The sequence below is a fragment of the Bacillus sp. FSL K6-1366 genome (assembly GCF_037976695.1).
GTDB classification, from domain to species: Bacteria; Bacillota; Bacilli; order Bacillales; family Bacillaceae; genus Bacillus; species Bacillus subtilis.
In genome coordinates this window covers 3865149-3890538 of record NZ_CP150268.1, presented here as the reverse complement: position 1 = coordinate 3890538, position 25390 = coordinate 3865149, and the positions used below count along the sequence as shown (strand labels likewise).

Sequence of the window (25390 nt, the reverse complement as noted above, 5' to 3'; positions counted from 1 at the left end):
TTTGAAGAAAAATGCAAAATTTATTAAAATTATTACATAGAAAGACTTTCAACCCAGGAAATAAAGCTTATTGATTTCCTTTATTTGAAATAAAAAAAGAACCCTCAAAAAGGGTTCTTTTTGTGATTAATGAGATTTTAGATTTTCTAATTCAATTAGGAATTTGTTGTTTAGTACCTTGATATAAGTACCTTTCATTCCTAATGATCTAGACTCGATAACACCGGCGCTCTCCAGCTTTCTGAGTGCGTTCACAATAACAGAACGGGTAATGCCGACACGGTCAGCAATTTTACTTGCAACAAGAAGACCTTCATTTCCGTCAAGCTCCTCAAAAATGTGCTCAATTGCTTCAAGCTCACTGTAAGAAAGCGAGCTGATAGCCATTTGTACGACAGCTTTGCTTCTTGCTTCCTCTTCAATTTCTTCTGCTTTTTCTCTTAGGATTTCCATTCCGACAACTGTTGCGCCGTATTCAGCTAGAATTAAGTCATCGTCATTGAATTGATCTTGTAAACGCGAAAGAATAAGTGTTCCTAATCTTTCCCCGCCTCCGATGATCGGCACAATTGTTGTTAAACCAGCTTGAAACAGGTCTCTGTTCTCAACAGGGAAAGCAGTATATTCACTATTAATATCCAAGTTAGAAGATGTTTCAGGGACATTAAACAGATTTTTCGTATATTCTTCAGGGAATTGACGATCCTCAAGCATTTTTTTCATACGATCATTTTCAATTTGCTGGTTAATAGAATACCCAAGGAGTTTCCCTCTGCGGCTTACAACGAAAATATTGGAATCAATTACATCCCGCAGCGTCTCCGCCATTTCCTTGAAGTTTACCGGTTTCCCTGCCGCAGCTTGCAGCATGGAGTTAATAATTCTTGTTTTTTGTAATAAAGCCATGATAAATAATCCTCCTAAACATTCCTCATATTAAATTTTTCACAATATAAATTGACTTAAATCTTTGTTTTTGGCTATCGTTCCGAGCTTTTCTTCGACATACTGTGGTGTAATCGTTATTTTCTCCATCGTTACATCTGGAGCTTCAAACGACAAATCTTCTAATAGGCGTTCAAGTATTGTATGAAGGCGTCTCGCACCGATATTATCTGTGTCCTGGTTCACATGATAAGCAACTTCAGCAATCTTATGAATAGCTTCGTCAGAAAATTCAAGAGATATACCTTCTGTCTGCAATAATGCCTGATATTGTTTCAGCAGCGCATTATCCGGCTCAACCAAAATTCTCACGAAGTCGTCTACCGTGAGTTTGTTCAGTTCTACACGAATCGGGAAACGCCCCTGCAGCTCAGGAATCAAATCAGACGGTTTGGCCATATGAAACGCTCCTGCTGCAATAAATAATACATGGTCTGTTTTTACAGAACCATATTTTGTGACAACGGTAGAACCTTCAACAATCGGAAGGATATCCCGCTGAACGCCTTCTCTTGAAACATCGGCAGAAGAAGATGCACCGCCGTTCTTTGCGATTTTATCAATCTCATCGATAAAGATAATCCCGCTCTCTTCTGCTCTCTGAACAGCTTCCTGGCCGACTTCATCCATATCGATGAGTTTGCTTGCTTCTTCATTCGTCAGGACTTTTCTGGCTTCTCTGACTGTCATTTTGCGCCGCTTCTTTTTCTTTGGCATTAATCCGCTCAGCGCATCCTGCATGTTCATACCCATCTGCTCCATACCCGAGCCCTGCAGCATGTCAAACATAGAAGGCTGCTGCTCTTCGACTTCTACTGTTACATAGTAGTCTTCGAGCTCTCCTAAAGCCAGCTGATGCGCCATTCGTTTTCTTTTTTCTTCGATGTTTGCTTCTTCCTGGCTCTCCGCCTCATCTTCACCATTCGGCTGGCTGCCTCCAAAAAACATTTCAAACGGATTTTTAACGCCAGATTGTTTTTTCTTCCCAGGAACTAACAGACGAACAATGCGTTTGTTTGCATTTTCTTCTGCCTGTTCCTTTACTTCATTCATTTTCTCTTCTTTTATAAGCCGAACAGAAGTCTCCACAAGATCTCTGACCATTGATTCAACATCTCTGCCTACATAGCCGACTTCGGTAAATTTAGTAGCTTCAATTTTGATAAATGGCGCACCTGAAAGCTTAGCGATTCGTCTGGCAATTTCAGTTTTCCCGACGCCGGTAGGACCCATCATTAAAATGTTTTTCGGAACGACCTCGTCCTTCAGCTTTTCATCCAGAAGACTTCTTCTATAGCGGTTTCTTAATGCCACGGCGACAGCTTTTTTCGCATTTTGCTGACCGACAATATATTGATCTAACCGATCTACAATCTGTCTAGGAGTTAACGGTTTTTTTTCCATGCGCCTCAAGTCCTTTCTATTCAAGCTCTTCCAGTATGATTTGATCGTTCGTGTAAACACAAATTTCGCCTGCTGTTTCTAACGCGGCTCTGGCAATCTCACTTGCAGACATGCTTTCACCGGCATGCTTTTTCAGTGCTCTTCCCGCTGCCAAAGCGTAATTGCCTCCTGATCCAATCGCGAGAATGCCGTCATCTGGTTCGATCACCTCGCCTGTTCCCGATACGAGAAGCAAAGTATCCTGATTCATAACAATCAGCATGGCTTCGAGCTTTCTTAGCACTTTATCACTGCGCCATTCCTTCGCAAGCTCAACAGCCGCCCGTTTTAAGTTGCCGTTATATTCTTCAAGCTTAGCTTCAAACTTTTCGAATAAAGTGAAAGCGTCTGCAACAGATCCCGCAAAACCAGCAAGAACTTTGCCGTTAAACAGTTTTCTCACTTTCCGTGCCGTGTGTTTCATGACAACAGCCTGACCAAATGTTACTTGGCCGTCTCCGGACATAGCGCTTCGTCCTTTATGCTGTACGGCAAATATTGTGGTCGCATGAAAAGATGACATAAAGGGCCTCCTTTAATTTTTCTTAAATGCTCTTGGATGGTGAGACATATATGTGTTTCTCAACATTTCCTTCGAAACGTGCGTGTATATCTGTGTAGAAGACAGATTGGAATGCCCGAGCAGTTCTTGAACGCTTCTCAAATCCGCTCCTTCATTTAACAGATGCGTGGCGAACGTATGTCGAAGCATATGCGGATGGATATGTAAAGTGCTTGACGCTTTTTGAACAAGCCCGCTTAAAATATGTCTGATGCCACGGGCTGTAAGCGGTCCGCCTCTTTGATTTACGAATAATAGATCATGAGGTTCTTTTGCCTTCATCAGCAAGCACTGTCTTCCGCTATTCATGTATACCTTCAACGCTTCGCGGGCATAAGACCCAAAGGGGATATAGCGCTGCTTCTTGCCTTTACCGTGAACAAGCACAGTGTCCATAAATAAATCAACGTCGTTAATAGTTATGGAACAGCATTCACTGACCCTCATTCCAGTGGCATAGAGCAGCTCTAACAGCGCTTGATCCCTCATTCCGGCCGGCTGGCTTATATCTGAAACTTCAAACAGCTCCTCAAGCTCTTTTTGATATAGAAACTTCGGTATCCGTTTCTCCTGTTTTGGCAGATGAACAAGCTGAAACGGATTTTCTTCAATAAGCTTTTCCCGCATCAGAAACTTATAAAAGCTTCTTAATGCAGATATCTTTTTGCTTATTGTTCTTCTCGATAAACCTTTTTCATAGGCTTCTGTCAAAAAAATCCTAGTATCTTGATATGCAGCTTCTTCAAATCCATTTATACCTTGAACGCGCAGGAAAGTCTCGAATTCTTCAATTGAATCCACATAATTCACAATAGTATATTGTGAATAATTTTTTTCAATTTGTAAATATTCAACGAATAACTTTACGAAATTCTTAACATTCTCCATGCCTAATACCTCCCCAGGAAGGGCTTTTAAATGGTATCACAAATCGCGCTCAGGTTGCAATCAATACCTATATTGTTTTCGAAATTGTTTGAATTGTTTCAATCGCACGGTTCGCGTATTGTTCATTTCGTTCTTTTTTATTTTTAACTTTAACTGGCAATTCTTTTAAAAGCCCAAAGTTTGCATTCATCGGCTGGAAGTTCTTCTGGTTTGTTGTTGTAATATAATGTGCCATACTGCCAATTGCTGTTTCCTGAGGGAAGATCACAAGCTCTTCTCCCAATACAAGCTTCGCCGCATTAATGCCTGCTACAAGTCCTGAGGCAGCTGATTCCACATATCCTTCTACTCCCGTCATTTGGCCTGCAAAGAACAGATCACTGCGGTTTTTAAATTGATAAGTCGGCTTTAACAGGCTTGGAGAGTTAATAAATGTGTTTCTATGCATCACGCCATATCTGACGATTTCTACATTTTCAAGTCCTGGAATCAACTTGAGAACTTCCTTTTGGTCTCCCCATTTTAAATGAGTCTGGAATCCTACAATATTATAAAGTGTTCCCGCAGCATCATCCTGTCTGAGCTGAACGACGGCATAAGGGCGTTTTCCTGTAACAGGATGCTCTAGACCAACCGGTTTCATCGGACCGAAAAGCATTGTTTTCTTACCCCGTTTTGCCATGACTTCAATCGGCATGCAGCCTTCAAAGAAAATCTCTTTTTCAAATTCTTTTAACGGCACTGTTTCTGCTGATGTTAATGCTTCATGAAAACGGTCAAACTCTTCTTCTGTCATCGGGCAGTTCAAATATGCTGCTTCACCTTTATCATAACGGGATTTCAGGTACACTTTATCCATATCAAGGCTGTCTTTTTCTACAATTGGCGCCGCTGCGTCATAAAAATATAAATAGTCCTCTCCAGTCAGCTCCTTCAGCTGGGCAGACAGCGATTCAGATGTTAACGGACCCGTTGCGATGATAGTAGGGCCTTCAGGAATTTCAGTCACTTCTTCATTAATAACGGTTACGTTTGGATGATTTTTCACCCGATTTGTCACACTTGCGGCAAATTCATGACGGTCTACTGCAAGAGCGCCCCCGGCAGGCACCGAACATTCGTCAGCCGCAGCGATAATGGCTGAATCAAGCGCACGCATTTCTTCCTTTAATACACCGACAGCGTTAGCAAGTGTATTAGAGCGAAGAGAGTTGCTGCAGACAAGCTCAGCAAATTTATCTGTATGATGCGCAGGCGTTTGTTTAACTGGCCGCATTTCATACAATTTGACTTGAATCCCACGTTTGGCAAGCTGCCATGCTGCTTCACTTCCTGCGAGTCCGGCTCCGATTACATTCACTGTTTGTTGGTTCATCTTTCACATCTCCTAGTTTATTATTCAAGGCCTTCTTTTAACACACAAAGAAGGTGAGCAAGACCCTGCTCACCGCTACTTCTGTGGTTCTTCCTTATAATCGCATTCCACGCATTGGACTTGTATACCTTTTTTGAGTTTTTTCTCGACGAGCATTTTTCCGCATTTCGGGCATTTTCGTTCAATTGGTTTGTCCCATGATACGAATTCACAGTCCGGATAACGGTCACAGCCGTAAAACACCCGTTTCTTTTTCGATTTTCGCTCAACAATGTTTCCTTCTCCGCAGCTCGGGCACTTCACACCGATTTGTTTCACAATCGGTTTCGTGTTCCGGCAGTCAGGGAAGTTGGAGCAAGCTAAGAATTTACCGTACCGTCCCATTTTATATACCATTGGAGAACTGCACAATTCACAATCCTCTCCAGCATACTCTGGTTCAATCTCAACTTCCTTCATTTCCGATTCGGCTTTTTTGACGCGTTTTTCAAAATCGGTGTAGAAATTATCGATAATCTTGACCCATTCGGTATTTCCTTCTTCAACATGATCAAGATCTCTCTCCATTTTAGCTGTAAACTCAACGTTAATGATCTCAGGGAAAAACTCCATGATCAAGTCAAGAACGATCTGACCTAATTCAGTCGGAACGAAACGTTTATTATCCAATGCCACGTAGCCGCGCCGCTGAATAGTATCAAGTGTCGGAGCATATGTGGATGGACGGCCGATACCGCGTTCTTCAAGGGTTTTAACAAGCCGGGCCTCAGTATATCGCGGAGGCGGCTGGGTAAAATGCTGCTCAGGTTCTATATCTTTTGATAATACCGTGTCGCCTTCTTGTAAGTCAGGCAGCATCCGGTCTTTTTCTTCCATTTGATCGTCTTTTCCTTCAACATACACCTTCATAAACCCGGAAAACTTGACTTTACTTCCATTTGCACGAAATGTCAAACCGTTGTTTGTCAGGTCGACACTCATTGTATCGAGAACAGCCGGTGCCATTTGGCTGGCAACAAAACGCTCCCAAATTAATTTATACAGTCTCATTTGGTCTCTGCCGAGGACTGCTTTTAATTCACTTGGTTTTCTAAGAACTGATGTCGGCCGAATTGCTTCGTGGGCATCCTGGGCATTTTCATTCTTTTTCGCAGGCTTCCGTTTTCCGCCTAGGAACTCTTTTCCATATGTCTGATCAATAAATGCAGCTGCTTCATCAACAGCCGTATTTGAAATACGGGTTGAATCCGTTCTCATATACGTGATCAGACCAACCGTTCCTTCTCTTCCTAAATCAATTCCTTCATATAATTGCTGTGCAATCATCATCGTTTTCTTCGCTCTGAAATTGAGCTTGCGAGCCGCTTCCTGCTGCAGGGTAGAAGTGGTAAAAGGCAAAGCAGGATTACGTTTGCGTTCCTTTTTGGTTACTTTTTCAACTGTATATTGATTCCCTTTGAGCTGAGAAAGAATCTCTTTTACATCAGCTTCACTATTTAAAGGAAGTTTTTTGCCGTTTTTCCCGAAAAAGCTCGCTTCAAAGGTTTCTTGACCTTTTAAGAACGTACCGTCAATTGTCCAATATTCCTCAGGCTTAAAGTCGTTAATCTCTTTTTCACGGTCAATAATCAAACGGAGGGCAACGGATTGCACGCGTCCTGCGCTAAGCCCTTTTTTGACTTTTTTCCATAAGATTGGACTGATTTTATATCCGACAAGCCTGTCTAAAATACGTCTCGCTTGCTGTGCATCCACTAAATCCATATTGATCATGCGGGGATGCTTAAACGATTCCTTAATAGCGTCTTTTGTAATTTCGTTAAACACCACACGGCAGTCTGAGTTGAGATCTAAATCAAGACTGTGTGCCAAATGCCATGCAATCGCTTCCCCTTCTCTGTCGGGGTCAGCTGCGAGATACACTTTTTTGGCTTTTTTCGCAGCCGTTTTCAGCTCTTTTAATACCGGGCCTTTACCTCGAATGGTAATATATTTCGGTTCAAAATTCTGTTCTATGTCAACTCCCATTTGACTTTTTGGAAGATCCCGGACATGTCCCATTGATGCTTTTACTTTATATTTTTTACCTAAGTAACGTTCAATCGTTTTCGCCTTAGCGGGCGATTCCACGATGACTAGATAATCAGACATTTTCATCCCCCTCAAGAGGTGTTCTCTCTCTTTTCAAGATATTTCAATTTTATTTTTGCAGCTGTCTTTATTTGGCTTTCAACATTTCATTCTTTATCATGAACGTCATTAATTAAATAGAAAACAATATGCAACTTTAAATCCTCACTATTATTAAATATTACAATACCGTTTGTCAAACGATAATTCAAAAGGGTTCCGTATATTGAACGTTTCTCTCAGGAAGTTCCTCGAAAATATCCTCTGCTGACCATATGGCTTTAGCCCCCTGCTGGATCAGTTTTATAGGACCTCCGGCGTAAGGGTCAAACAATGAACCGGGTACGGCAAATACCTCTCTCCCTTGTTCCAATGCTTGATAGGCAGTAATCAGCGAACCGCTTTTTTCTTTGCCCTGAACGACAATAACGCCTTCACTTAGTCCGCTGATAATACGGTTTCTCATAGGGAAATGCCATTTTTGGGGTTTAGTTTCAGGTGGGTGCTCTGACAGCAGGATATGGTGTTTAGCCATGTGATCTGCTAACTGAAGGTTTTCTCGGGGATAAATGTGTTGAAATCCGCCTGCAATGACGCCAATTGTCCGCCCCTTCGCCTTAATACTTGCAGCATGGGACATTCCGTCTATCCCAGACGCCAGTCCGCTGACAATCACCCAACCTTTACGACAGATCTCTTTTGTAAGATGATTGACAACTTGTTTCCCATAAGCTGTTGGATTTCTTGTGCCTACAATTCCAATTTTTCTCCCTTTCGAAAGAAGAGTCATATCACCTTTTGCAAACAGTACGGCAGGGGGATCATAAATGCTTTTAAGCCAGAAAGGATATTGCTTTGAAGAAATAGGGATGGTGTTAATGCCTTGCTCACGATAAGCAGCAAGTACACGCGGGAGCTTTGGATAAAATTGTTCTATTTCGTTTTTTAATGCAGCTGCTTTTATTTGATCACGAGTAACCGTTTGTAACACGGGTGATGTCAGCGACATAGACGGATCGGCTTTCCACCATTTTAATAGAAGGGATGGGGATAATAATTGATTGATTCTGCAAATCGTTAGGCAGACAGCGGCCTGATCCAATAGATTGACCTCCTTTTGTTAGAAAAAGCAGGAACAGCCTTGACGGCTGTCCCTTTTTTATTAATGCGTTTTACAAGTTTCGAACAAGTTCTTCTCTTTCAGCACCTTGATTAAGGTTTCACCCATGACAGAAGGTGTCTCTGCAACTTCGATTCCGCATGCATTAAGGGTTTTGATTTTTTCATCAGCTGTCCCTTTCCCGCCGGAAATAATGGCGCCTGCATGCCCCATGCGCTTCCCAGGAGGTGCTGTTTTACCGCCAATAAAACCGACTACCGGTTTTGTCATGTTGGCTTTTACCCACTCTGCCGCTTCCTCTTCGGCCGTACCGCCGATTTCGCCAATCATGATGACTGCGTGTGTGTCAGGATCTTCGTTAAACGCTTTTAAAACGTCAATAAAGTTTGTTCCATTTACAGGGTCGCCGCCGATTCCAACAGCTGTAGATTGCCCTACACCCGCTTCTGAGAGCTGGTGCACCGCTTCGTATGTTAATGTTCCTGAACGTGATACAACGCCTACATGACCCTTTTTATGGATGTATCCGGGCATAATGCCGATTTTACATTCTTCAGGCGTAATGACACCAGGACAGTTCGGCCCTATCAGTCTCGTTTTCTTGCCTTCCATGAAGCGTTTGACCTTCACCATATCCAAAACCGGGATATGTTCTGTGATACAAATCACGAGATCAAGCTCCGCATCTACCGCTTCCATAATCGCATCAGCTGCAAACGGTGCGGGCACATATATAACAGACGCGTTAGCGCCGGTTGTTTGAACTGCTTCAGCCACTGTATTAAATACAGGAACACCTTCCGCTTCTGTTCCGCCTTTTCCAGGTGTTACACCGCCAACGATATTTGTGCCGTATTCAAGCATCTGCTTCGTATGAAATAAAGCGGTAGAACCTGTAATCCCTTGCACAATAACTCTTGTATCTTTATTAATGAAAACACTCATTATTTGGTCCCCTGCCTTTCATTCTTTCTTAAACTAAGGATACGATTTTCTGCGCGCCGTCAGCCATTGATTCCGCAGATGTAATGTTTAATCCTGATTCACTAAGGATTTTCTTCCCTAGATCCACGTTTGTGCCTTCAAGACGGACGACAAGCGGCAATGTCAAACCAACTTGTCTAGTCGCTTCAACAACCCCTTCTGCGATGACATCACATTTCATAATGCCGCCGAAAATGTTGACAAAAATCCCTTTAACGTTTTGATCAGAAAGAATGATTTTAAATGCTTCCGTGACTTTTTCAGCGGTTGCACCGCCGCCCACATCAAGGAAGTTGGCCGGTTCTCCTCCATAATGCTTGATAATATCCATCGTGGACATTGCAAGCCCCGCGCCGTTTACCATACAGCCGATATTTCCATCAAGGGAAATGTAGCTTAGATCATATTTGGACGCTTCAATTTCTTTCGGATCTTCTTCATCCAAATCTCTGTATTCCATAATGTCCTTTTGTCGGTACAACGCATTGCTGTCAAAATTCAATTTTGCATCAAGCGCCATCACATTTCCGTCGCCGGTAACAACAAGCGGATTGATTTCGGCGATTGAGCAGTCTTTCTCAACAAACGCTTTATATAGTCCAAGCATAAATTTAGCAGCTTTTCCCACGAGCTCTTTTGGAATATTAATAGCGAATGCAATTTCTCTGGCTTGATAGCCTTGAAGGCCAACAGCCGGATCAATGACAGCTTTTTTGATTTTTTCTGGTGTTTTCTCCGCAACCTCTTCAATTTCCGTTCCGCCTTCTTCAGAAGCCATTAAAACGATTCTTGAAGTGGCGCGGTCAAGCACTAGACCGATGTAATATTCTTTTTTAATATCGCAGCCTTCTTCAATAAGTAAGCGTTTTATTACTTGGCCGTCCGGACCCGTCTGATGTGTAACTAGGGTCTTCCCTAATAGTTCTTCGGCATACGCTTTTACTTCGTCTAATGATTTTGCTATTTTTACCCCACCAGCTTTGCCTCGACCGCCAGCATGAATTTGAGCCTTTACGACATAAACCGAGCTGGATAAGCTCTTTGCACTCTCAACTGCTTCTTCTGCTGTAAAAGCCACTTTACCTTCAGGAACAGATACCCCATATTTTCTGAGGACTTCTTTTCCCTGGTACTCATGGATATTCATTTCCCATCCTCCTAACTTATGTAACAAAACTAAAATAGACTGCGCTTTCATTCTATAATAATACTGGAAGAATTGTCTACAGTTCGATGCAAAATCTTTTAATCCTTCTAAACATTCAAACTTTTACTTTATTAAAAACATAAATTTCAAAGGAGGATGGGGAATATTTTAGCTATTTTTTGTTTTTTACGCTTTCGTCCAATTTGTAAATGAATGAAAAAATCTCGGCTACCGTTTCATAAAGAGCTTCAGGAATTTGATCATCTACCGTCAAATGGCGCATTAATTCGACAAGGGTCCGATCTTCTTGAATCGGGACCCCTGCTTTTTTCGCTTCTTTGATAATGTTGTCAGCTACATGGCCCTTCCCTGTGGCAATCACTCTCGGCGCCTTGTCTTTTTGTTCGTCATAATGGAGAGCAACAGCTTTTCTAATCGGTGTCTGCTCTTTCATATTTTCACATCCACTTCCTGATCACTGATACTTGTTATATATTGATCGATTGAAGCCTTTTCTTCGGTGTGAACCCTTTTTTTAGCGTTTACCCCTGAAAGGCTGTACCCCATTTCCTTTAGCCCCTGTTTAAGCGCGGGCACCATCGGATCGATCGCAGCCTGCAGCTCGAAATCAGTCTCTATTGTAATGGTCATGACTTTTTGTTGTACCAAGCAATCAACGACGGTTTCTTTTAGTGTATCAAGCTGCAGCAAAAACAAAAGGCGGCAATGGGAAGGATCAAGCTTTCCATCCGCTTCTTTCTTTCCTTTAAACAGAACAGTCATGTCCTGAACCCCTGACTTCGAAAACATCGGAAATGACATTACAATTTGGCTGTATGATGGATGGTCCTGCTGCATGAAAAGCTGGCCATTTAATTTATGAAAAAGCTGATCGGCTTCTTGTTTGACTGGTTCGGCTACCTCATGCGATGCTCTTAAGGCAGAAAGAGCCAGCTTGATGGATTGCATTTCGCCAGATGTGACTGCGCTTCCTTGTTCAAACGCTTTAATGAACCCAACCTCGTCCCTTGCGCCGATTGCCGTTTTCACTTTGGATAAGAAAGAAAGAACATCTGCCTTATCCGCCAAATGGGGTGCTGTCTGCTGAACAGCCTTTAAAAAGACTTCGGCTTCCTGGTCTGTGACTTGTGCCGCTTGTAAAACAGCTGAAGCTGCAAGTGACTTACTATCACCCGATGAAGCAGCCGCTTTAATCCAATTTGCTGCTTCTTTCACAATTTGGAGACTGTTTTTTTCAGCAGATTCCGTCAGCTTCACGAGCAGCTGGCGGGCTTCTTTAATTGGAATGTCTGCTGCTGTTTTAACAGGCTCTTCTTGTATGCTTCCCTGTTCTGCTGTGTGATTTGCAATCGGCAGGCTGGCTTTTCCGGGGGAGCCAGCTGGTGTGCTAAGCTCCCTGCTTCCAGCTGTATTCGTCGGAGAAGGTGCTTTCGTATTGTCGGTTAAAGAAATAAGCTTATCAATCAGCCGTTCTGCATGGACATCGATTTCACTATTTAAAAGCACCGTAACTGCTTCCTTTAGCTTTGACATCATTTGGCTCTGCTGAGGGTTTTGGTCGATTGCCTGTAGCAGCTGGGATACGTGCTGATGCAACGGAACAGGCGATTTCACAGCGTGAACACCATTCAAAATCTCGGAGTGAATGGGAAGATCACGCTTTAAAGCGAAGAGAACCGTTTCAACTGCTTTTTTTGTGTCTTGCGAAGGCAGCGTGTCCATCCAGCGGACAGCTGTTTTGATATCATTTTCTGTTACGGGTGTTTTGCTTTTCAGCATCGCTCCTGTCATCATGAGAGCTGCGTTTGACGTCTTCACTGACAAGGCATTTAAAAGCTTGCCAGCTGCATCCTGAATGGTTTTAGGATTTTGATCAAAGCTTTGAACGACCTGAAGACGGCCTGTTTGCTCTGCCGTTTTTTTTTCGTAGGAAAACCAATAGTATGCCTGAGGACGAAGCTGAGTTTCAAGTTTTCCCTGAACAGTTTGATTGCCGACTTGGATCAGGGCATGCTGATCTCCTAGTAAACGAAGCACTTTTCCTAAGAGGAGACGCTTCTCCCCGTTTAGCGCTTCGTTTACTTTTGATGTTTCCTGCGGGACGGCTGTACGCCCGAAAAGGTGCTGCAGCGCCTTTTGCACATCATTTCGTATGTTCATTTTAAAAAGGTGCCTCCTTGTCCATGGTGATTTATCTGAAAGATTGAACAGGAGCGAAAGTTTTGCGGTGCAATTCAGTTGGGCCGTATGCAGCGAGAGCTTCCAAATGTTCTTTTGTCCCATAGCCTTTATTTTTTTCAAAGCCGTACATGGGATACGTTTCGGCATAAGCGCTCATCATTCGGTCCCTCGTCACTTTTGCGATACACGCACCTGCCGCAATAGACACGCTTTTGGCATCGCCTTTTATAATTGACGCCTGAGCCGTGTCGAGCGGAAGTGTCATTGCGTCAACAAGCAAATAATCAGGTGTATCCGACAAATCCTGTATCGCTCTCACCATTGCCATTTTTGAAGCTTCATATATATTGATCTCATCAATCACAGTAGCTTCTACAATTCCTATCCCGACCGCCAGTGCTTCCTTCATAATAAGCTCGTAATATTCCTCGCGTTTTTTCTCTGAAAGCTTTTTGGAGTCTGTCAGCCCAAGTATTTCACATTCCTCTGGAAGGATGACTGCGCTGGCGACAACTGGTCCTGCCAATGGCCCCCGGCCGACCTCGTCAACACCTGCAATCAAGCGAAATCCTTTGTTTCTTGCCAGCCTTTCATAGGAAGTCATATTCACCCATTGTTCTTTCAGCGCTTTTTCTTTCGCTTGCTTTTTAAGCCATTGCTCTACAAGCGTTTGAACGCTTTTTCTCGGGTCGTTTTCGCATTGGGCAATAAATGGGTCTTGTGCATCCTTCACTTCCTGCAAACGGTCTTTAATGTCCTTTACGGTTAATGTATTCACTTTCTCTTCTCCCTTACTATATGTATCGGTTCAGCCAAGAAAAAATAAAGACCCGCATTTCTGCGCGCCTTTACATCGTCGGCTGTTCAAATGACAGCCTGCCGAACTTTTCAGTGCGAATATCGCGAATGATGACTTCAGTCGTCTTATCGTAGTTAATGAGCCCACCGCTCATGAGACAGCCCCGCTTTTCACCTATTGCATCAAACAGCTCAGCAATGTCCTCTGGGATCTCCTCAAGGCCATAACGCTCTTTAAGCCGTTCTGGGTAATGTTCTTCGAGAAAACGAAGACCAAACACGGCCACGTCCTGCAAATTCATAATCGAGTCTTTAATAGCCCCAGTGACTGCAAGTCTCAAACCGACAAGCTCATCCTCAAATTTAGGCCACAAAATCCCCGGTGTATCTAATAGCTCTAATTCTTTCCCAACTTTGACCCACTGTTGAGAAGTCGTAATGCCAGGTCTGTCTCCCGTTTTTGCTATGTTTTTCTTTGCAAGCCGGTTGATGAGCGTTGATTTTCCGACGTTTGGAATGCCGATAATCAAAGCGCGAATCGCTCTCGGCTTCACACCTTTCGCACGCATCCGGTCAAATTTTTCTTGGAGGATCTCTTTTGATGCAGGCACAATTTGATTTAACCCTTGTCCATTTACAGAATTAATAGACAGAGAGCGGATCCCCTGCTTCTCAAAGTGCTCTTTCCACTGCTGTGTAACTGCCGCATCTGCTTTGTCAGCCTTGTTTAACAGCATAATTCGCGGCTTGTTTTTTAGAATATCTTCAATCATTGGGTTTCTTGATGACATTGGAATTCTGGCATCTACCAATTCATATACGATATCGATTAATTTTAATTTTTCGGTTACTTCCCTTCTTGCTTTTGCCATATGGCCCGGGAACCATTGAATTGTCATGTGACACGAACACCGCCTTTATCTTCAGTATGCATGATTCATTGTTGTCCTTTATGTATTTTACGATGCCTGTCCGGCATTTTCAAATTCTGTATAAAAAAAGAGCTTGTTACAGGTAACAAGCTCTTTTCGTTCGTTATCATTATCGTCTGATCTCTTTAATACGAGCCGCTTTTCCGCGAAGTTCACGCAGGTAGTAAAGTTTAGCACGGCGTACTTTACCGTAACGTACAACTTCGATTTTCGCGATTTTTGGTGTGTGTACTGGGAAAGTACGTTCAACGCCAACACCGTAAGAAATCTTACGAACTGTGAACGTTTCGCTGATTCCACCACCACGACGCTTAATCACAACACCTTCAAAGATCTGGATACGCTCACGGTTACCCTCAACAACTTTAACGTGTACACGTAAAGTGTCACCAGGACGGAACGCAGGAAGATCAGTACGAAGCTGTTCTTTTGTGATATCTTCAATTAGTTTTTGCATCGTTTTCAACTCCTTCCAACAGATGCTCTTAGCCACAAAAACCGGCACAGCGGAACATCGTTTTCAAGCTTGCAGCGGATAAGCCCGCTTAAGCCACAAGTAGTATCTTATCACAATTTCATAGCCTATGCAATAAAATCTATTCTTTTTCCCATTCAGAAATCCACTTTCTTTGCTGCTCTGTAAGCGGGTAGTCTTTCAACAGATCCGGACGTCTTAGGTAGGTCCTTCTGATCGATTCTTTATTCCGCCATTCTTCAATTTTTGCATGGTTTCCTGACAAGAGTGTTTCAGGCACTTTTAAACCTTTGTAATCTGCCGGTCTTGTATAATGCGGGTGCTCTAAAAGTCCGGTGCTGAAGGAATCCTCAATATGGGAAGCCTCTTTACCCAGTACACCCGGAAGCAGTCTGACCACACTGTCTGCGATCATCATTGCAGGGAGCTCGCCGCCCGTCAGAACAAAGTCGCCAATTGATATTTCATCCGTTACCAAGTGCTCGCGAATGCGTTCATCATAGCCTTCATAATGGCCGCAAATGAACAGCAAATGCTCTTCCTTTGCTAATTGCTCGGCTTTTTTTTGGGTAAAACGCTCACCTTGCGGGCATACGAGGATAATACGCGGAGCAGCGGCTGCCTTTGATGTCAGGTCCTCGACCGCGTCAAAAACAGGCTGGGGCTTGAGAACCATGCCTGCCCCGCCGCCATAAGGATAATCATCAACAGTATTGTGCTTGTTATCAGAGTACTCCCGGAAATTTACGACTTGAAACTGCACCGCCTCTTTTTCCTGGGCTTTTTGAAGAATCGATGAGCCGAGCACGCCTTCAAACATTTCGGGAAACAGCGTCAAAAAGTCGATTTTCATTCGTCTATTAACCCTTCCATGAGTTCAATCTCAATTTTCTTTTCCTTGACATCGATATGTTTGACCACTGATTCAATGTAAGGAATGAGTGCGTCTTTTTTTCCTTTTCTTCCGATGACCCAAACGTCATTGGCTCCAGGCGTCAAAATTTCTTTGACCTTTCCGATGAGTTCGCCTTCTTCAGTAAATACTTCACACCCAATAATTTCGTGGAAATAAAATTCACCCTCATTCAGCTCTCCTAATTCTTCTTCAGGAACTTTAATGATTGCGTTTTTCAGCTCTTCTACTTCATTTAGGTTTTGTCTTTCTTTAAACTGCAGGAGATGAAATTGCTTATGCAGTCTATGTGTGTTTACCGTTACCTCCACTGGTTCGTTACGGCCGTCCATAAACAAATACAGCGTGTTTCCCGGCTTGTATCGTTCTTCGGCAAAATCTGTTTTTGAAATCACCCGCACTTCGCCTTTGATTCCGTGGGTATTTACGATTTTGCCTACATTAAACCATCGCTTTGTCATTATGATCACCTCTGGCGAATTTCAATTACTTTTCCGTCTTTTATGACGATGGTGTTCGCTGCTGTTTTCTCATGCCAGTCATCCCCGGCTTCAATCGTCAGCAGCGCATCGACTTCCTTTTCTTTCAACTCACTGCCAAGCGGCAATGTATGTACTTGAGCAATTTGAAAATCAATGATTTTTATATCATCTTTTCGCTTTTCTATTGCCTTTTTAAATTGTTCAATCATATCAGGGTTTTGCTGTTCTTTCTCATGTTTTCTAAGCTGAAAATAGAGCTGGCTGCATTCTCGTTCAAGCATTTGTTTCTTTTCGGCAAAAGAAGCTAAAAGCTTTTCTTTACTGCGCTCGGTTAAGACTTGCATAACGGCTACACGGTGAATAATTTGCATCGCACCAAGCTCCCCGCTTTTAAAACTTTTACTCGCCCAGGCTTTTCTATTTTGCCTAAGCTTCTATCAGTTTACCCTTTTTTTGCGTGTAAAAAAAGGGGAGGTGCCGGCCCTCTCCCTTTTAGTCAAATATTTCAAATTGAACTTTCTTAGAAGACTGTGCGCCAGCTGCAAATACAGCTGTTCGAATCGCTTTTGCAGTCCGGCCTTGCTTTCCGATAACTTTACCGGTATCTGACTTATGGACAGATAAGCGCAGCGCAATCTTTTGATCGGTTTCTTCTCTTATGACGCGAATGTCATCTGGATGATCAACAAGCGGCGTCACAATGTGGACAATCAAATCTTCCAAGTGTTGATCAGTCATTACTTGCCTTGTTTAGCGTTGTGGAATTTTTCCATGATTCCTTGGCTAGAGAACAAGTTGCGAACTGTATCAGATGGTTTCGCTCCAGTTTGAAGCCATTTAAGAGCAAGCTCTTCGTCAATTTTTACTTCCGCTGGTTTTGCAACCGGGTTGTAAGTTCCGACTGTTTCGATGAAACGGCCGTCACGTGGTGAACGAGAATCTGCTACAACAATACGATAGAAAGGAGATTTTTTTGCTCCCATACGTTTTAAACGAATTTTTACTGCCATTTTACTAGCACCTCCGAAAATATTTCAACAAGATAGTATATTAACAATGATAAAAGTGTTTGTAAAGTGTTTTTTCTTAACAATGGTTTTATCATGTATAACCGATTACATAAAAGGTAGCTTAAACCCTTTTTTCTTGCCTTTTGACATGTTTGTCATCTGCTTCATCATTTTTTTCATTTCATCAAACTGCTTAAGCAGACGGTTGACTTCCTGTACGGATGTCCCGCTTCCTTTCGCAATCCGCTTCCGCCGGCTGGCATTGATGATATCCGGCTGTTCTTTTTCAAGAACAGTCATTGATTTAATGATTGCTTCCACATGATTCAGCTGTTTTTCATCAACTTGGATGTTTTTCAGGCCTTTCATTTTACCTGCACCCGGCATCATTTGCAGAAGCTCATCAAGCGGCCCCATGTTTCTGACTTGCCCGAGCTGCTCCAGAAAATCGTCCAATGTGAAGCTCATCGTTCTCATTTTTTGTTCCAGCTCTTTGGCTTTGTCTTCATCAACGCTGGCCTGTGCTTTTTCAATCAATGTCAGCACGTCGCCCATGCCGAGAATCCTTGATGCCATGCGTTCAGGGTGGAACGGCTCTAACGCATCAAGCTTTTCGCCCAAACCTGCGAACTTAATTGGCGTGTTTGTGACAGCGCGAATAGAAAGCGCAGCCCCGCCGCGTGTGTCTCCATCCAGCTTAGTTAACACAACACCGGTTAAACCGAGCTGTTCATTAAAGCTTTTGGCAACATTCACAGCGTCCTGACCGGTCATTGAATCGACAACCAGGAAAATTTCTTCCGGATTCGCGATTTCTTTGACGTTGGTCAGTTCATCCATCAGTTCATGGTCGATATGCAAGCGGCCTGCCGTATCCAAAATGACATAGTCATAATGTTCTTCCTTGGCTTTCTCAATAGCCTGTTTAGCTATTTCTACAGGACTGACCTGATCGCCAAGAGAAAAAACAGGCATATCAAGCTGTTTGCCGAGTGTTTCCAGCTGCTTAATTGCGGCTGGGCGGTAAATATCGGCAGCAACCAGCATCGGTTTGCGATTATGCTTTTTGCGCAGCAGATTCGCAAGCTTACCGCTTGTTGTCGTTTTACCGGCACCTTGGAGACCGACCATCATAATAACAGTCGGCGGCCTTTTTGCGACGGCGATTTTGCTCTCTTCGCCGCCCATCAGCTCAGTCAGTTCCTCTTTAACAACTTTAATGACCTGCTGGCCGGGCGTCAGACTTTTCATGACGTCTTGGCCTACAGCGCGTTCACTTACTTTTTTGACAAAATCCTTGACTACTTTAAAGTTAACGTCAGCCTCAAGCAGCGCAAGACGAACCTCACGCATCATATCTTTTACATCTTGTTCGCTGACTTTCCCTTTTCCGCGGATTTTAGAAATCGTCTGCTGCAGTCGGTCGGCTAATCCTTCAAATGCCATAGTTTGCCGCCTCCTAATCTAATTTCTCAAGCGCTTCAATCAGAGCTGTAATTTCTTCCTCTTCTTTTGAACCGGAAGCAAGCTCCTTCAGCTTATTAAACATCTCTTTACGCTCCTGAAACTTTTTCAAAAGGAGCAGCTTTTCTTCATATTGTTCAAGCATCGCTTCTGTTCGTTTGATGTTATCATAAACAGCTTGTCTTGAAACCTCATATTCTTCGGCTATTTCGCCTAGGGAGAAATCGTCCAAATAATAAAGCGACATATAGCTCTTCTGTTTTGACGTCAACAACGACTGATAAAAATCAAACAGATAATTCATTCTCGTTGTCTTTTCGAGTGACATTTGAGCTCTCCCCTTTGTTAAGTCAAATCCCTTTACGATAACTTAGTTTACATGGTTTTATTGACACTGTCAAGTTTTTATCTTGTCAAAGCGACGATTAACCTTTTCCAAAATACGCTAAATATCATCCAATTTATTCCGATATTGTATATGAACCCTATTTTAAGGAGGATTTTTATGAAAAAAATCGGTTTATTGTTTATGTTGTGTCTGGCAGCCCTGTTTACAATAGGTTTCCCGGCACAGCAAGCAGACGCTGCTGAGGCACCTTATAAAGCCTCAATCACAAATATCAGCACAGATGGAGGGGTATACGGTAAAATCAATTACGGGCAAGGTCAATATTGGCGAGTCAAGTACAATATTACAGTAAGCGGCAAATTACTCGACCAAAACGGACAGCCAGTGCCAAACGCGCCCGTAAGATTTGAAGCGGACACGAAGGTCGGAAACACAACACAAACTGCTTCAGGAACAACTGATGCAAACGGAACATTTGAGGTTCCAATGTATTTGGGGCCAGCTGCTGGTTACTATACGTATTACACATCTGTTTCCGATCATTACTATGACATCATCCCATTCAGAGTTTTTTCTGGTGAGTCAAGACTGGTATCCACTGATAACAGCCTTTATCATTTCGCCTATCAAGTAAGAAGATAAAAAAGAAAAAGGCCCCCAAGATGTTGGGGCCTTTTTCTTAATCGTCGGCTTTTTCCACTAAATCTGAAAAGAGTCCGTACACATAGGATTCTGGATCAAATTCCTGAAGGTCATCAACTTTTTCTCCTAAACCGACTAGTTTAACCGGGATGTGAAGCTCGTTGCGAATCGCAAGGACGATACCGCCTTTTGCCGTACCGTCAAGCTTCGTTAAAGCAATGCCGGTAACATTTGTTGCTTTAGAGAATTCTTTTGCCTGAGCCATTGCATTTTGGCCGGTCGTGGCATCAAGGGCAAGCAGCACCTCATGCGGAGCTTCAGGAACTTCTCTTTCGATAACACGTTTTACTTTTTCAAGCTCTTTCATGAGATTTACTTTGTTTTGGAGACGCCCTGCCGTATCACAAATTAATACATCGGCATTTCTTGCTTTCGCAGCATGAACAGCATCGTAGATGACAGCTGCCGGATCGCTTCCGGCCGTCTGCTTAATGACAGGCACTCCTGTACGCTCTCCCCATACTTCCAGCTGTTCAATGGCTCCCGCTCTGAAAGTGTCTCCGGCGGCAAGTACGACAGATTTTCCTTCTTGTTTCATTTTATGAGCAAGCTTTCCGATCGTTGTTGTTTTCCCGACACCGTTTACACCTACCAGAAGGATTACGTTTAAACGCCCATCCTGGATGTTCAGTTCTGAAATTTGCTCATCTCCGCTGTTATAAATCTCGACCAGTTTCTCAGAAATCACTGACTGGACTTCCTTTGGATCTTGAATATTTCTGCGTTTGACTTCTTTTTTCAGCTCATCTATTAATTCCATAACGGTTGTAAAACCGACATCCGCGCTGATAAGAACCTCTTCAAGCTCTTCGAAGAAATCCTCATCCACTTTACGGTAACGGGATACAAGATCATTCACTTTGTTTTGAAAGGAGTTTCTTGTTTTTTCAAGGCCATCCTTAAACTTTTCAGATACGGAATCTGTCTGTTTTGTGATTTTCTCTTTTAATTTTTTAAAAAAGCTCATCTTTTAACCTCTTTCCTCGTTACTGAACGAATTCTTTTGTTTCTTCCAGCTTAACGGAGATTACCTTGGAAACACCGGATTCCTGCATGGTTACGCCATAAAGCACATCCGCTTCCTCCATCGTTCCTTTTCTGTGGGTAATCACAATAAACTGGGTATCACTGCTGTATTTTTTTAAATACTGCGCAAATCGGAACACATTCGCTTCGTCGAGCGCAGCCTCTACTTCGTCAAGGACGCAAAACGGCACTGGACGAACCTTTAGGATTGAGAATAAGAGCGCTATAGCAGTAAGCGCACGCTCTCCGCCTGACAGGAGGTTTAAGTTTTGCAGTTTTTTCCCCGGCGGCTGAGCGATAATCTCGACTCCTGAATGAAGCAGATCGTTAGGATCGGTGAGCCTCAGTTCAGCTCGCCCTCCTCCGAATAAGGAGCGAAAAACTTGATCAAAGTGTGAGCGGATTTGAACGAATGTGTCGTTAAAGCGCTTCGTCATTTCTTCATCCATTTCTTCAATCACTTGGAACAAGGTATTTTTCGCTTCTGTTAAATCTTCTTTTTGTTCCGACAGAAACTTGTACCGTTCGTTGACCCTCTCAAACTCATCTATGCTTCCGAGGTTCACGGTACCCAGCTCTTCAATTGCGAGTTTAATCAGCTTCACGCGCTTTCTGGCTTCCTCTGGATCAGTTTCAAGCTGATATTTCTCTTTTGCCCCCTCAAAGGACAAGCTGTATTCCTCCCGTAAATATTGGAGTAAATTATCAAGCTCGACTTCCATTCGTCCGAGTTTGACTTCTTCGTCTTTTAAGAGCGTTGTTTTTTGTTTATACAGGCGTTTCATTTCTTTCAGCTCACGCTCATACGTATCAAGCCCATGCTGAAGCTTGATGCGCTGATCGCGCCTTAATGCAATCAGTTCGATCGTTTTCGTTTTGTCACTCAATTTATGTTTTGCTGCTTCTTCCAGCTTTTCTTCGCCGCTGGTGCTAGATGACATCTCTGACGTTAAGAAGCTTAAGTCTTCTTTTGCTTCTTTTAACGCAATCTCTGTTTCAGTGAGCTCTTTCTTTAATCTGGCAAGGTTGTCCTCTTCCCCCTTGCATGCCTGCTCTTTTTTGGCCGCAGCGATCTTCAGCTCAGTAAGCTCGTTGGAAAGAGACTCTTTCGTTGAGGATTGCGTTTGTTTTTGTTTTGTCAGTTTGTCTATGTCCTCTTCAAGCTGTTTCATCTTTTCAGATACGGCAGAGAGCTCTTCTTCAAGCTTGCGTTTGCGCGCTTTTTTCTCTTCATCGCTTTCTGACAGAGCAGATTTTTCTTGGTCATAGAGCTCTAAATGGGTATTGATATTTTTCTCGGCAACTTGAAGTTCGTACAGCTGGCCTTTCACATCCTGCTGCTTTAACCTTAAGCCTTCCCCGGTTTCTCTTAAGTCAGCCAGTTTTTTCTCCATATCCTGAATGGATTGTTTAAGGGTTTTGACCTCTTGTTCAAGCAGAGCTGTTTTCTCTTCCATTTCAGCGAGCCGTTTCGTCACATCTTCTAGCTCCCGGCTTCTTCCGAGGAGGGAGTTATTTTTCTTTTTAACCGCGCCGCCCGTCATTGAACCACCGGGGTTCACAACATCTCCCTCAAGGGTTACGATGCGGTACCGGTGCCCGAGAAGCTTCGCAAGCTCGTTTGCACCCTTTAAGTCCTCTGTGATCAGAACGGTTCCAAGAAGATTCTGGATGACGCTTCGATACGCAGGATCAAATGTGACAAGTTCACTTGCAACCCCGAGAAATGATGAATGCCGGGCGGCTGTTTCCGCGTCACGGCTTTGAAGCTGGCGGTCTCTAATAACAGAAAGAGGCAGAAACGTCGCCCGGCCGAAGGAATTCTGCTTTAAATATTGAATCGCTTTTCGGGCAGATTGTTCATCGTCGGTCACGACGTGCTGAGCAGAAGCGCCGAGCGCTATTTCAATGGCCGTTTCATACTTCTGTTCTGTAGAAATCAGCTCAAGAACCGCTCCGCGAATTCCGCCAAGGCGCTCTTTCGCTTTTAGCACTTCTTTAACACCTTGATAAAAGCCGGAGAAATCTCCCTGCATCGTCTCAAGCATGTCCTTTTTTGATCTCGCTTGCTGAACGTATTGGTATGCCTGATACAGAGCGGATTCATTTTTTTCGTATTGGCGCTTTTTCTGCTCATATTTTGTCTGCATATCACGATATGCACCGACTTGACTGTGAATCTCCTGCTCAATTCGGGCAAATTCCGTTTCACATGCGGCTTTACGCGCAGAAATATCACGCCGTTCCTGCAGGTGCTTTTCATTGTTGTCCGCGAGTCTCTGCAATGTGACAGCGGATTGGGACATCTGGTCATCAAGAAGCTGGAGTTCGTTGCGTATCGAAGCCTGGCTGTTTAACAGCTCAAAATAATCACTTTTCAGCTGCTCGATTTTCTCTTCGACATTTTCATTGTGAAGACTGAGAGCCTGCTGTTTTTCTTTTACTTGCGCCCTTAACTGCTTCACCTCAGCCTGAAGCGTTTCGAAGACAGCTTCCTGCTTCGAAAGCTCTTCTTTCAGAACCGTTTCTTTTTGCTGGAACTGAACGATGGCTTCTTCAAGCTGTTCTTGGTTTTGCACAGCGTTTTTCTTTCGTTCTTTCAGGACTTCTTTACGGCCTTCAAGCTTTTCCAGCTCTTCACTAGTTACCAGTAAAACTTGCTGGAGCTCATCTACTGACTCATCAAGCGCTTGTATTTTGTCCCTTGTATCCTCAATCTTTGCTTCTTTCGCAGAAATAGCAGACGATTCAGCAAGCTCTTCTTCTTTTGCCATCTGCACTTTCTCTTTAAGAGTCGACCATTTACCATGCAGCTCTTCGATATCATAGGCAGTCAGCGCAATTTCAACATGCTCCAGCTCTTTCTTTTTCTCAAGGTAGTCTTTCGCTATTGAAGCTTGAATTTTAAGAGGTTCAACCTGCCCTTCAAGCTCATGTAATATATCTTCTACCCGATTTAGATTGTCCTGTGTCTCAAACAGTTTATTTTCTGCTTTTTTCTTTCTCGTTTTATATTTAAGCACCCCGGCCGCTTCTTCAAAGATACTGCGGCGATCCTCCGCTTTACTGCTCAGGATCTCTTCCACTTTCCCTTGGCTGATAATAGAAAATGCTTCTTTACCAAGCCCAGAGTCCATAAATAAATCAATAATATCTTTCAAGCGGCACGGCTGATTGTTAATCAGAAACTCACTCTCACCTGATCTGTACACACGTCTTGTGACACTCACCTCGTGGAAGTCAATTGGCAAGAAATGATCATCATTATCAAGAGTAAGCGTAACTTCAGCTAGATTTAATCGCTTTCTTGAATCACTCCCGGCAAAAATGATGTCTTCCATTTTTCCGCCGCGAAGAGAGCGTGCCGATTGTTCGCCGAGAACCCAGCGAATGGCATCCGTGATGTTGCTTTTTCCGCTTCCGTTCGGCCCGACAACTGCTGTCACGCCTTTAACGAAGTCTACGGAAATCCGTTCTGCAAATGATTTAAATCCTATAACGTCTAAACGTTTGAGGAACATAGCGATCCTCCTTATGTAATAAGTATTTCAATTCTATCATAAACATTGGTCAAATAAGACGGCATACATACTGAAATCCCCCTGAGTCATAAGGGGGATTTTATTGTTTCGTATGGTGTTTTTGCAATTTAGCTAAAGCTTCCTGAGCAGCGTGCTGTTCGGCTTCTTTCTTTGAACGGCCGTTTCCGACTCCGAGTGGTTCACCTTTTAGAGATACGATGGCTTCAAATTCACGGTTGTGCGCAGGTCCTTTTTCGTTGGAGATTTTATACTCCAGAGAGCCTTTGCCGTCCCGCTGCACGTATTCCTGCAGCTGGCTTTTGAAATCCATCACATGAGAAAAAGCACCATCGTTAATTTTAGGGAACACATAAACTTTTAAGAAACTTTCGACCGGCTCTAATCCTTGGTCAAGGTACAAGGCTCCGATAAATGCCTCAAAAACATCCGCCAATAGAGCAGGACGCTTTCTTCCGCCTGTCATTTCCTCGCCTTTACCCAACAGGACAAGATCGCCGAATGACAGCTCGTGAGCCAATGAAACGAGAGACGGTTCGCAAACAATTGCGGCTCTCAATTTCGTCAAATCTCCTTCACTCATAGCCGGGTATTTGGCAAATAAGAATCTGGAGATCGTCAGTTCCAAAACAGCGTCACCTAAAAATTCAAGCCTTTCATTATCTTCATACGGCTTTTTCCGATGCTCATTCACATAAGATGAATGTGTAAATGCTTGATACAAAAGCTTTTCATTTTGAAAGTGAACCGAAATCCGTTCTTGAAACTCTTTAAATTGTTCTACTTTTTTATAGAACTTTTTTTTATCTTTATAATGTGAGTGTTTTGACATAGTAACCTCCATAGGCACATCAGGTTCACCGCGCTTCTCTGACTAAACCGGATACAGCGCGCGTAAAAGCGG

General features: G+C 43.3%; 25 protein-coding genes. 1 reads left to right on the top strand and 24 read right to left on the bottom strand.

Annotated elements, in window-relative coordinates; translation table 11 throughout:
- Positions 1 to 126: 126 nt before the first annotated feature.
- The 21 genes from codY to MHI44_RS20150 form a co-directional block, all read right to left on the bottom strand.
- Entirely contained in the window at positions 127 to 906 is a 780-nt protein-coding gene (codY, locus tag MHI44_RS20250; RefSeq protein WP_003220850.1) for a GTP-sensing pleiotropic transcriptional regulator CodY, read from the bottom strand.
- 39 nt (positions 907 to 945) lie between these two features.
- Positions 946 to 2349, bottom strand: coding sequence for an HslU--HslV peptidase ATPase subunit (gene hslU / locus MHI44_RS20245; RefSeq protein WP_003245556.1), 1404 nt, complete (start codon positions 2347 to 2349; stop codon positions 946 to 948).
- Between the two features lie 16 nt (positions 2350 to 2365).
- Positions 2366 to 2911 (bottom strand): ATP-dependent protease subunit ClpQ, encoded by a 546-nt coding sequence (clpQ, locus tag MHI44_RS20240; RefSeq protein WP_003238555.1) that lies wholly within the window; start codon positions 2909 to 2911, stop codon positions 2366 to 2368.
- A 12-nt stretch (positions 2912 to 2923) separates the two neighbouring features.
- Complete coding sequence (gene xerC / locus MHI44_RS20235) at positions 2924 to 3838, bottom strand: tyrosine recombinase XerC (protein ID WP_003231988.1); 915 nt, start codon at positions 3836 to 3838, stop codon at positions 2924 to 2926.
- A 67-nt stretch (positions 3839 to 3905) separates the two neighbouring features.
- On the bottom strand, positions 3906 to 5213 hold the full coding sequence (gene trmFO, locus MHI44_RS20230; RefSeq protein ID WP_122894536.1) for an FADH(2)-oxidizing methylenetetrahydrofolate--tRNA-(uracil(54)-C(5))-methyltransferase TrmFO: 1308 nt from the start codon (positions 5211 to 5213) through the stop codon (positions 3906 to 3908).
- A 75-nt stretch (positions 5214 to 5288) separates the two neighbouring features.
- Entirely contained in the window at positions 5289 to 7364 is a 2076-nt protein-coding gene (gene topA / locus MHI44_RS20225; RefSeq protein ID WP_003245599.1) for a type I DNA topoisomerase, read from the bottom strand.
- A 187-nt stretch (positions 7365 to 7551) separates the two neighbouring features.
- Positions 7552 to 8445, bottom strand: a complete 894-nt coding sequence (gene dprA, locus MHI44_RS20220) for a DNA-processing protein DprA (RefSeq protein WP_003245871.1) — start codon at positions 8443 to 8445, stop codon at positions 7552 to 7554.
- A gap of 60 nt (positions 8446 to 8505) precedes the next feature.
- Complete coding sequence (sucD, locus tag MHI44_RS20215; protein ID WP_003238566.1) at positions 8506 to 9408, bottom strand: succinate--CoA ligase subunit alpha; 903 nt, start codon at positions 9406 to 9408, stop codon at positions 8506 to 8508.
- 28 nt (positions 9409 to 9436) lie between these two features.
- Positions 9437 to 10594 carry an ADP-forming succinate--CoA ligase subunit beta gene (gene sucC / locus MHI44_RS20210; RefSeq protein WP_003244732.1) on the bottom strand — a complete coding sequence of 386 codons (1158 nt, stop codon included), beginning with the start codon at positions 10592 to 10594 and terminating at the stop codon, positions 9437 to 9439.
- 172 nt (positions 10595 to 10766) lie between these two features.
- Positions 10767 to 11048, bottom strand: coding sequence for a FlhB-like flagellar biosynthesis protein (locus MHI44_RS20205; RefSeq protein ID WP_003232001.1), 282 nt, complete (start codon positions 11046 to 11048; stop codon positions 10767 to 10769).
- Positions 11045 to 12775 carry a hypothetical protein gene (locus MHI44_RS20200; RefSeq protein ID WP_339202569.1) on the bottom strand — a complete coding sequence of 577 codons (1731 nt, stop codon included), beginning with the start codon at positions 12773 to 12775 and terminating at the stop codon, positions 11045 to 11047. The genes MHI44_RS20205 and MHI44_RS20200 overlap by 4 nt, the downstream gene beginning before the upstream one ends.
- 31 nt (positions 12776 to 12806) lie before the next feature.
- Complete coding sequence (rnhB, locus tag MHI44_RS20195; protein WP_029317794.1) at positions 12807 to 13574, bottom strand: ribonuclease HII; 768 nt, start codon at positions 13572 to 13574, stop codon at positions 12807 to 12809.
- Positions 13575 to 13644: 70 nt separating this feature from the next.
- Positions 13645 to 14493, bottom strand: a complete 849-nt coding sequence (ylqF, locus tag MHI44_RS20190) for a ribosome biogenesis GTPase YlqF (RefSeq protein WP_339202568.1) — start codon at positions 14491 to 14493, stop codon at positions 13645 to 13647.
- Between the two features lie 142 nt (positions 14494 to 14635).
- Complete coding sequence (gene rplS, locus MHI44_RS20185) at positions 14636 to 14983, bottom strand: 50S ribosomal protein L19 (RefSeq protein ID WP_003220825.1); 348 nt, start codon at positions 14981 to 14983, stop codon at positions 14636 to 14638.
- A gap of 139 nt (positions 14984 to 15122) precedes the next feature.
- A complete protein-coding gene (trmD, locus tag MHI44_RS20180) occupies positions 15123 to 15854 on the bottom strand; it encodes a tRNA (guanosine(37)-N1)-methyltransferase TrmD (protein ID WP_080529316.1) in 732 nt (243 codons plus the stop codon).
- Entirely contained in the window at positions 15851 to 16375 is a 525-nt protein-coding gene (gene rimM, locus MHI44_RS20175) for a ribosome maturation factor RimM (RefSeq protein ID WP_024572420.1), read from the bottom strand. Before rimM ends, trmD begins: the two co-directional genes overlap by 4 nt.
- Positions 16376 to 16380: 5 nt before the next feature.
- Positions 16381 to 16767 (bottom strand): YlqD family protein, encoded by a 387-nt coding sequence (locus MHI44_RS20170; protein WP_014476793.1) that lies wholly within the window; start codon positions 16765 to 16767, stop codon positions 16381 to 16383.
- Positions 16768 to 16888: 121 nt separating this feature from the next.
- Positions 16889 to 17134 (bottom strand): KH domain-containing protein, encoded by a 246-nt coding sequence (locus MHI44_RS20165; RefSeq protein WP_014476792.1) that lies wholly within the window; start codon positions 17132 to 17134, stop codon positions 16889 to 16891.
- A complete protein-coding gene (gene rpsP, locus MHI44_RS20160) occupies positions 17134 to 17406 on the bottom strand; it encodes a 30S ribosomal protein S16 (RefSeq protein WP_003220815.1) in 273 nt (90 codons plus the stop codon). Before rpsP ends, MHI44_RS20165 begins: the two co-directional genes overlap by 1 nt.
- Before the next feature lie 105 nt (positions 17407 to 17511).
- Positions 17512 to 18852, bottom strand: a complete 1341-nt coding sequence (gene ffh / locus MHI44_RS20155) for a signal recognition particle protein (protein WP_014113771.1) — start codon at positions 18850 to 18852, stop codon at positions 17512 to 17514.
- 13 nt (positions 18853 to 18865) lie between these two features.
- Positions 18866 to 19198, bottom strand: a complete 333-nt coding sequence (locus MHI44_RS20150; RefSeq protein ID WP_003238590.1) for a putative DNA-binding protein — start codon at positions 19196 to 19198, stop codon at positions 18866 to 18868.
- A 177-nt stretch (positions 19199 to 19375) separates the two neighbouring features.
- On the opposite strand from MHI44_RS20150, the gene MHI44_RS20145 reads away from it, so the two are divergent.
- A complete protein-coding gene (locus MHI44_RS20145; protein WP_339202567.1) occupies positions 19376 to 19861 on the top strand; it encodes an Ig-like domain-containing protein in 486 nt (161 codons plus the stop codon).
- Positions 19862 to 19898: 37 nt separating this feature from the next.
- On the opposite strand, the gene ftsY is transcribed toward MHI44_RS20145, so the two are convergent.
- The 3 genes from ftsY to rncS form a co-directional block, all read right to left on the bottom strand.
- Positions 19899 to 20888, bottom strand: a complete 990-nt coding sequence (ftsY, locus tag MHI44_RS20140; RefSeq protein ID WP_003232026.1) for a signal recognition particle-docking protein FtsY — start codon at positions 20886 to 20888, stop codon at positions 19899 to 19901.
- A 19-nt stretch (positions 20889 to 20907) separates the two neighbouring features.
- Positions 20908 to 24468 (bottom strand): chromosome segregation protein SMC, encoded by a 3561-nt coding sequence (gene smc, locus MHI44_RS20135; protein WP_015252105.1) that lies wholly within the window; start codon positions 24466 to 24468, stop codon positions 20908 to 20910.
- Between the two features lie 100 nt (positions 24469 to 24568).
- Entirely contained in the window at positions 24569 to 25318 is a 750-nt protein-coding gene (gene rncS, locus MHI44_RS20130; RefSeq protein ID WP_003232030.1) for a ribonuclease III, read from the bottom strand.
- Positions 25319 to 25390: the final 72 nt, after the last annotated feature.

Bases quoted from the DNA above. Each gene is read 5' to 3' on its own strand.
- codY (WP_003220850.1), bottom strand. From the start codon at position 906: ATGGCTTTATTACAAAAAACAAGAATTATTAACTCCATGCTGCAAGCT.
- hslU (WP_003245556.1), bottom strand. From the start codon at position 2,349: ATGGAAAAAAAACCGTTAACTCCTAGACAGATTGTAGATCGGTTAGAT.
- clpQ (WP_003238555.1), bottom strand. From the start codon at position 2,911: ATGTCATCTTTTCATGCGACCACAATATTTGCCGTACAGCATAAAGGA.
- xerC (WP_003231988.1), bottom strand. From the start codon at position 3,838: ATGGAGAATGTTAAGAATTTCGTAAAGTTATTCGTTGAATATTTACAA.
- trmFO (WP_122894536.1), bottom strand. From the start codon at position 5,213: ATGAACCAACAAACAGTGAATGTAATCGGAGCCGGACTCGCAGGAAGT.
- topA (WP_003245599.1), bottom strand. From the start codon at position 7,364: ATGTCTGATTATCTAGTCATCGTGGAATCGCCCGCTAAGGCGAAAACG.
- sucD (WP_003238566.1), bottom strand. From the start codon at position 9,408: ATGAGTGTTTTCATTAATAAAGATACAAGAGTTATTGTGCAAGGGATT.
- sucC (WP_003244732.1), bottom strand. From the start codon at position 10,594: ATGAATATCCATGAGTACCAGGGAAAAGAAGTCCTCAGAAAATATGGG.
- MHI44_RS20205 (WP_003232001.1), bottom strand. From the start codon at position 11,048: ATGAAAGAGCAGACACCGATTAGAAAAGCTGTTGCTCTCCATTATGAC.
- MHI44_RS20200 (WP_339202569.1), bottom strand. From the start codon at position 12,775: ATGAACATACGAAATGATGTGCAAAAGGCGCTGCAGCACCTTTTCGGG.
- ylqF (WP_339202568.1), bottom strand. From the start codon at position 14,493: ATGACAATTCAATGGTTCCCGGGCCATATGGCAAAAGCAAGAAGGGAA.
- rplS (WP_003220825.1), bottom strand. From the start codon at position 14,983: ATGCAAAAACTAATTGAAGATATCACAAAAGAACAGCTTCGTACTGAT.
- trmD (WP_080529316.1), bottom strand. From the start codon at position 15,854: ATGAAAATCGACTTTTTGACGCTGTTTCCCGAAATGTTTGAAGGCGTG.
- rimM (WP_024572420.1), bottom strand. From the start codon at position 16,375: ATGACAAAGCGATGGTTTAATGTAGGCAAAATCGTAAATACCCACGGA.
- MHI44_RS20170 (WP_014476793.1), bottom strand. From the start codon at position 16,767: ATGCAAATTATTCACCGTGTAGCCGTTATGCAAGTCTTAACCGAGCGC.
- MHI44_RS20165 (WP_014476792.1), bottom strand. From the start codon at position 17,134: ATGACTGATCAACACTTGGAAGATTTGATTGTCCACATTGTGACGCCG.
- rpsP (WP_003220815.1), bottom strand. From the start codon at position 17,406: ATGGCAGTAAAAATTCGTTTAAAACGTATGGGAGCAAAAAAATCTCCT.
- ffh (WP_014113771.1), bottom strand. From the start codon at position 18,852: ATGGCATTTGAAGGATTAGCCGACCGACTGCAGCAGACGATTTCTAAA.
- MHI44_RS20150 (WP_003238590.1), bottom strand. From the start codon at position 19,198: ATGTCACTCGAAAAGACAACGAGAATGAATTATCTGTTTGATTTTTAT.
- MHI44_RS20145 (WP_339202567.1), top strand. From the start codon at position 19,376: ATGAAAAAAATCGGTTTATTGTTTATGTTGTGTCTGGCAGCCCTGTTT.
- ftsY (WP_003232026.1), bottom strand. From the start codon at position 20,888: ATGAGCTTTTTTAAAAAATTAAAAGAGAAAATCACAAAACAGACAGAT.
- smc (WP_015252105.1), bottom strand. From the start codon at position 24,468: ATGTTCCTCAAACGTTTAGACGTTATAGGATTTAAATCATTTGCAGAA.
- rncS (WP_003232030.1), bottom strand. From the start codon at position 25,318: ATGTCAAAACACTCACATTATAAAGATAAAAAAAAGTTCTATAAAAAA.